The following is a 6,731-nucleotide window of genomic DNA, read 5'->3' as shown; positions in this document are numbered from 1 at the left end:
CGACAGGCGAGTTCAACGTCCAGCAGATGGACGTGCAGACCTATTTCTTCCGCCGCACCAACATGAATGCTCTCGGCCAGCCGCGCAGCTGGACCGACCACCTGCTGTGGCACCACGCCGCGCACACGGTAGACCTGTTCGCTTACCRGGCGCAAAGCCCCGTCGTGCAGGCCCACGCGCTGCAAGGCCCCATCCACCCGACGCTGGGCATCGCGATGGACATGAGCATCCAGCTCAAGGCCGCCAACGGTGCCATCTGCACGCTGAGCCTGTCCTTCAACAACGACGGCCCGCTGGGCACCTTCTTCCGCTACATCGGCGACACGGGCACCTATCTGGCGCGCTACGACGACCTGTTCGACGGCAAGGAGAACAAGATCGACGTGTCGGCGGTGGACGTGTCCATGAACGGCATCGAGCTGCAGGACCGCGAGTTCTTCGCCGCCATCCGCGAGGGCCGCGAGCCCAACAGCAGCGTGGCGCAAGTGCTGCCCTGCTACCGCGTGCTGCACGAGCTTGAGCAGCAGCTGAAATGAAAACCCGCCGCATCGGCCCCTTCGAGGTCTCGGCCATCGGCCTGGGCTGCATGAACCTCAGCCACGCCTATGGCACACCGCCATCGCGCGACGTCGCGGCAGCCGTGCTGGACGGCGCGCTCAACGGCGGCATCACGCTGTTCGACACGGCGGCGCTATATGGCTTTGGCGCCAACGAGGAACTGCTGGGCGGCCTGCTTGCACCACACCGCGAGCGCATCGTGCTGACGAGCAAATGCGGCATGCAAGGCGTCGATGGCCAGCGCGTCATCGACGGCCGTCCAGACACCATCCGCGTCAGCGTCGAGGCCAGCCTGAAGCGGCTGCGCACCGACGTCATCGATGTGCTCTACCTGCACCGGCTGGACGCCAAGGTGCCGGTGGAGGAGAGCGTAGGCGCGATGGCCGAGCTGGTGAAGGCGGGCAAGGTTCGCGCGCTCGGCCTGTCCGAGGTCTCTGCCGCCACCTTGAAGCGCGCCTATGCGGTGYACCCGATTGCCGCGCTGCAAACCGAGTACTCGCTGTGGACACGCAACCCGGAGATCGCCGTGCTCGACGCCTGCCGCGAGCTGAGCGTCGCTTTCGTCGCCTTCAGCCCGCTGGCGCGCGGCTTCCTCGGCGGTGAGCTGCGCGACGTCAGCAAGCTGGAGCCCAAGGACATCCGCCGCGGCATGCCGCGGTTTTCGCCGGAGAACTACGCGGCGAATCTGCGGCTGCTGGATGGCTTCCAGGACGAGGCCGCACGGTTGAACTGTGCGCCGGCCACGTTGGCGCTGGCCTGGCTACTGCACCAGGGCAAGGACATCGTCCCGATCCCGGGGACGTCAAAGCCTGACCATTTGTCGGAGTTGATAGCCGCGCCCCAACTGGAGCTGGATGGCGCAACGCTGAAGCGGCTGGATACGCTGATCAACCGCCACACGGTCAACGGCGCGCGCTACAGCGCCGCCACACAGACCGAGATCGATACCGAGGAGTTTTGACCGCAACGGCGGCCGGCAGGCCATGGTTATCCTGCACACCCATGAGCCCGATCCGCGAGAAGTCCCCTCCCCTCGACCAGTCCCGCCTGGCCCACACCCTGGGCTATGCCATTGCACGCGCGGCTGTCACCACCAACCAGTTGTTCAGTCAGGGCGTGGGCGAGCCGCTCGGCCTGCGGCCGGTGGAGTTCACACTGCTGCAGCTGATCTTCTCGAATCGCAACACCACGCAGAAGCGCCTGTGCGACCTGCTGCGCGTGCCGGCACCGCAGATGACGCTCATCCTCGACCGCCTGCAGGAGCGCGGCTGGGTCGAGCGCGAACGCGACGCCAACGACCGCCGCGCGTTGCATCTGCGGCTCACGTCCGAGGGCGAACGCCTGGCCGAGCAAAGCCTAGCGGCGCTGCAGGAGACCGAAAAAGCCCTGGACCACACGCYCACCAGCGGCGAGCGCCTGCTACTGCAGGAACTGCTGGCCAAGGTCGCGCGCTGAACTGTCAGCTGAGCCGGTACAGCCCGGCGCCATGCGACGGCAGTTGCTGGGCGAACCGGCCCGATGCCGCATCGAGAGGCTTGCGCGCCCACAGATCGCGCACCTGGCACACGCCGTCCAGCCCCAGGTCGCGCAGCGAGACGGCGACCTCGCGGGCCTTGTCCGTCGGGTTGAACAGCGCGACGTAGCGGCCCTTGCCGTCGGCCGGCCGGGCTGACCAGATGCGCACGAAGTCCTCGACGAAATGCGGCCGGTTGTCGGCGCTCGCCTGGTCCACGGCCAGCACCTCGGTGTTGGTGAGCAGCGCGAGCGTCGGCTCGTCCAGGTGGCGCAGGTCGCCGCCCATGATCAACGGCGAGCGGGTGATGGCCCACAGCGTCATCAGCGTGCGCTGCTCATCGGCAGTGAACTTGGTGTCGCGCTCACCCAGGGCCAGGCGGCCCAGCGGCAGCATGTCCGGGTCAGGCCAGGCGCCCGGCCGGCGCCAGGGGTTCCAGTTCTCCAGGCGCGTGAACTGGGCGTCCAGCGCATGCCAGTCGTCCCAGAAGTCGTCGGAGATGCGCCACATCTGCGCATGCTGGCGTACGTGCTCGGCGCGGCTCACGGGCGTCTCGCCGGGCGACAGGCTGAGCGCCATCGGCCGCTTCGTGCGCTGGATGGCACGGTGAGCGGCCTCGATCTCCGGCGCATGGGCGTCGTAGGGGCGACTCATGTCGTCCATCTTGATGAAGTCCACGCCCCAGGAGGCGTAGAGCGCGAAGACGCTGTCGTAGTAGGCCTGCGCGCCGGGCTTGCGCATGTCCACGCCGTACATGTCGGGGTTCCAGGTGCAGACGCTGCTGGTGTCGGCGATGTCAGCGGCGCGGTAGGGCGTGCCCAGGATGGGCAGGTTGCGCTTCACGGCCAGGCGCGGGATGCCGCGCATCAGGTGGATGCCGAACTTCAGGCCCATGGCATGGACATCCGCCGCCAGCGGCGCGAAACCGCGGCCTTCGGCACTGGACGGGAACCGGTTCACGGCGGGGATCAGCCGGCCGTGACCGTCCATCGCCGGCTCGGGGTTGGCGCTGTAGCTGTAGCTTGACGCCGTGGGCTCGTACCACTGGATGTCGATGGTGAAGATGTTGTAGCCGGCCGGCAGCAGCTTGTCCGCCATGATGCGGGCCGTCTCGCGGGCCTGGGCTTCGTTGATGGTGGTGGCGAAGCTGTTCCAGCTGTTCCAACCCATCGGCGGCGTGGGGGCCAGCAGGCCTTTGGCCGGCGTTGCAGCGGTGGTGGCGGCCTGGGCGGGCAACGTGGACGCGGCGATGCCGGTGAGGCCGGCGCTGATCAGGCCCCTGCGATTCAATGCCATGGGATGTCTCTTGTCTCGTTTGTCGTGGCTGCCGGGTGTACGGCATTCCACGACAACAATCCAATGGCGATTTCCTCTCAAGCCATGCCAGTTTCGATATGGCTTGGATCACCCCAGCAAGGCCTGCCGCAGCGCACTCGCCATCTGCCCCAGCGCCAGCCGCGCCGCCGGGACGGCGCCGGCCATGCTGATGAAGCCGTGCGCCAGGCCGTGGTACTCGATGACGGTGACGGCATTGCCAGCCGCGCCGAGCGCCTCGCCGTAGGCCATGCCCTCGTCACGCAGCGCGTCATGGGCCGCCAGCAGCAGCAGCGTGGGCGGCAGGCCGGCGAGGCTGGGCGCGAGCAGCGGCGCGCCGCGCCAGTCGGGCGCCTTGCCGGTGGCGCCAAAGTAGTGGCGGCTGAAATAGTCCATGGTCCGCTTCGTCAGCGTGGGGCCGGCGGCATGCTGCTCGCGCGACGGGTAGTCGCCGTCGTGGCCGCCGGCCGCCGGCGGATAGACGAGGAGCTGGAAGGCAATAGACGGCCCGCCCGCATCGCGCGCCAGCAAGGCGGCGCTGGCGGCCAGTGCGGCACCGGCGCTGTCGCCCATCACGGCTAGGCGGGTCGGGTCGCCGCCAAAGCTGCGGATGGCTTCGGCCACCCAGCCGAGTGCGGCGTAGCTGTCCTCGATGGCCGCCGGATAGGGATGCTCAGGTGCCAGGCGGTAGGCGGCGCTGACGATCATCGCGCCGCTGTCAGCGCAGAGCTGGCGGCAGACGGCGTCATAGCTTTCGAGATCGCCGAGCACGAAGCCGCCGCCGTGGAAGTACAGCGCCACGGGCAAGGCGCCCGCCGCATCGCGAGGTTTGTAGATGCGCACGCGCACGGCCTGGCCGCCGAAGCGGGCCTCATGCGGCGTCACGTCGACGTCGGCGGGCGGCATGGTCGCCAACGTGCAGATCTGCCGGTACAGGCCGCGAGAGGCCTCGGGCGGCAGGTCACAGAGGTCGGGGGCGCCGGCCGCCTGGGCCAGCACGTGTTGCAGGTGCAGATCGAGCATGGAATGTCTCCTTTGAGGGGTGGATAAGTGAAGTTCAGCGGCGCAGGCGCCCGTCGCGGCCGCGAAGGCCGATCTCGACGTGCTCGGAGCCGCGGTGCTGGCGGGGGCTGAAGCGCACGCTGAAGCCGCCGAGGTCGAGCGCGCCCAGGTTCTCCAGCGCACTCGCCAGCCCAGGCCCGTCGACACGGTTGCCGGCGCGGCGCAGCGCCTCGACGCAGACGCGCAGATGCAGGTAGGCCGCCAGGCCCTCCAGGCTGATGGCCTCGGGGCCGACGTGGCTTTCCGCATCCCGCTCGAACTCGCGCACCAGCGGCAGCTGCGAGATCTCGGGGTTGGGCACGACGCTGGTGAAGCCGATCAGCCGGTCACGCAGCAGCCGCGTCAGCTGCGTGAGCCCCGGCGACGACAGTGCCGCCACGGTGAGCGGCACCGCGGCGCGCCAGGCGGCCTCGTGGCGGGTCAGCAGGTCCAGCGACTCGGGGCCGAGATTGAGCACCAGGGCCTGCGGCGCAACGGCGGCCAGCTCGCGCAGCGTGGCGGCGGAATCTGCCTGCATCGCCAGCGGGTGGAAGCGGATGCCCGCGGCCTGCAGCGCCGCAGCCAGCGCGCGCTCGCGGGCCGGCTCGTCGCCGTCGCCCAGCAGCACGGCCTGCTCGATACCGATGGCTCGCAATTGCGCAACCAGCGCCTCGGCCTCGCGCCGGTCATCGGGCCGCAGGCTGAACACCATGGGCTGCTGCAGCGCCGCGGCGCCGGAGAAGGGGCCGACTAGCGGCACGTTCAACTCACGCGCCAGCGCGGCGGTCTGCAGGCAGGCGCGCTCGCCCAGGCAATTGACGAATGCCAGGACGTGATGCTCCCGGGCGAGCTTGTGCAGGTTGGCCGCGCGGCGCTGGCTGTCGCCGCTATCGTCCAGGGTCACCAACTCCAGCCGGCGTCCGCCGATGCCGCCGCCGGCATTGACGCGATCCACCAGCGCCTTGGCACCGGCCTGCACGCGATTGCTGATGGGGAAGGCGGCGCCGGTCAGCGGCAGCGACTGGCCCAGCACCAGCGGCGCCTGCTCGGCCGCCGATGCAACCGACAAACAAAATTCCAGCAGGAGGGGTGCCAGCAGCACCACCCAACGCTGGATCCACCGCCGTGCCATCTCAAGCGATCCTGGCGGGCTTGAGCAGCCAGTGCGCGAGCGCCGGCACCAGCACCAGCGCCCCCACCATGTTCCACACGAACATGAAGGCCAGCAGGATGCCCATGTCGGCCTGGAACTTGATCGGCGACAGCGCCCAGGTGCCCACGGCGAGCGCCAGCGTGACGCCGGTCAGCATCACGACGCGGCCGGTGAACTGCAGCGCGTGCAGGTAGGCCGCCGACAGGCTTTCGCCCGCGCGCAGCCGGGCCAGCATGACGCTGAGCACGTAGAGCGCGTAGTCCACGCCGATGCCCACGCCCAGCGCGATGACCGGCAGCGTGGCGACCTTGACGCCCATGCCCAGGCCCACCATCAGTGCCTCGCACAGGATGGAGGTCAGCACCAGCGGCAGCACGGCCACGACGACGGCGCGCCAGGAGCGGAAGGTCACCCAGCACAGCACGACAACGGCGCCGTAGACCCACCACAGCATCTCGTTCRTGGCCTGCTTGACGACGATATTGGTCGCCGCCGCAATGCCGGCCGAGCCGGCCGCGAGCATGAAGCGCTCGTCCTTTGTCGAGTTCTCCTTGATGAAGCCCTCGACCGTGCTCACCACCGTGCTCAGCGTCTCGGCCTTGTGGTCCTTCAGGTAGACGTAGAGCGACAGGAAGGAGCAGCCCTGGTTGAACAGCTCGCGCGGCGCACGGGTCTGCACGCCGCCGAGCGCGCTGTCGTTGGGGATCAGCTCGTACCACTTCAGCTGGCCCTCGTTGTAGCCCACCATCGCGAGCTTGGAGAGCGCCGCCATGGAGTTGGTGGACTCGACGCCGGGGAGTTGCTCCAGCTGCCAGGCGAGCTGGTCGACCTTGGCCAGCGTGCCGTAGCGGGTGCACTGGTCTTCGGGCGTGGCAACCATGACGACGAGGATGTCGCTGGACGCGGCGTAGTGCTGGGTGACGTAGTCGTTGTCGCGGTTGTAGCGCGAGTCGGCGCGCAGCTCGGGGGCACCGGGGTCCAGGTCGCCAACGTGCAGCCGCGTGCTGACGGCATAGCCCGCCACGGCCAATGCCGCCGACGCGCCGAGGGCCACCAGCGCCGGGCCGCGCTGCGTGAAGCGGTCGAGCTGGCGCCACATCCAGGAGCTGCCGGCCTTGGGGTTGAACTCGGGGTCGTCACGCAGGCTGCGCT

Annotated in this window: 7 protein-coding genes; 3 read left to right on the top strand and 4 right to left on the bottom strand. The window is 69.2% G+C overall.

Features of this window, described 5'->3' with window-relative positions; genetic code table 11:
• The 3 genes from ACXJKR_RS20485 to ACXJKR_RS20475 all read left to right on the top strand — a co-directional run.
• Window positions 1–536 (top strand): Gfo/Idh/MocA family protein (locus ACXJKR_RS20485; protein WP_457324379.1); only part of this gene is annotated, 536 nt, incomplete at its 5' end.
• Window positions 533–1,519, top strand: a complete 987-nt coding sequence (locus ACXJKR_RS20480; RefSeq protein ID WP_457324378.1) for an aldo/keto reductase — start codon at window positions 533–535, stop codon at window positions 1,517–1,519. The genes ACXJKR_RS20485 and ACXJKR_RS20480, both read left to right, overlap by 4 nt.
• 41 nt (window positions 1,520–1,560) lie before the next feature.
• On the top strand, window positions 1,561–2,013 hold the full coding sequence (locus ACXJKR_RS20475) for a MarR family winged helix-turn-helix transcriptional regulator (RefSeq protein ID WP_457324377.1): 453 nt from the start codon (window positions 1,561–1,563) through the stop codon (window positions 2,011–2,013).
• Window positions 2,014–2,017: 4 nt separating this feature from the next.
• On the opposite strand, the gene ACXJKR_RS20470 is transcribed toward ACXJKR_RS20475, so the two are convergent.
• The 4 genes from ACXJKR_RS20470 to ACXJKR_RS20455 all read right to left on the bottom strand — a co-directional run.
• A complete protein-coding gene (locus ACXJKR_RS20470; RefSeq protein ID WP_457324376.1) occupies window positions 2,018–3,367 on the bottom strand; it encodes a glycoside hydrolase family 27 protein in 1,350 nt (449 codons plus the stop codon).
• Between the two features lie 108 nt (window positions 3,368–3,475).
• Entirely contained in the window at window positions 3,476–4,408 is a 933-nt protein-coding gene (locus ACXJKR_RS20465; protein WP_457324375.1) for an alpha/beta hydrolase, read from the bottom strand.
• Between the two features lie 34 nt (window positions 4,409–4,442).
• On the bottom strand, window positions 4,443–5,558 hold the full coding sequence (locus ACXJKR_RS20460; RefSeq protein ID WP_056197451.1) for an ABC transporter substrate-binding protein: 1,116 nt from the start codon (window positions 5,556–5,558) through the stop codon (window positions 4,443–4,445).
• Window position 5,559: 1 nt separating this feature from the next.
• Window positions 5,560–6,731 (bottom strand): efflux RND transporter permease subunit (locus ACXJKR_RS20455; RefSeq protein ID WP_457324374.1); only part of this gene is annotated, 1,172 nt, incomplete at its 5' end.

It is taken from the genome of Roseateles sp. P5_E11, from assembly GCF_054049355.1.
Note: the sequence above shows the minus strand (reverse complement) of the source record. Positions and strands in the feature narration are given on the sequence as shown.

Coding starts and splice junctions, on each gene's coding strand:
- ACXJKR_RS20470 (WP_457324376.1), bottom strand. CDS start 3,367: ATGGCATTGAATCGCAGGGGCCTGATCAGCGCCGGCCTCACCGGCATC.
- ACXJKR_RS20465 (WP_457324375.1), bottom strand. CDS start 4,408: ATGCTCGATCTGCACCTGCAACACGTGCTGGCCCAGGCGGCCGGCGCC.
- ACXJKR_RS20460 (WP_056197451.1), bottom strand. CDS start 5,558: ATGGCACGGCGGTGGATCCAGCGTTGGGTGGTGCTGCTGGCACCCCTC.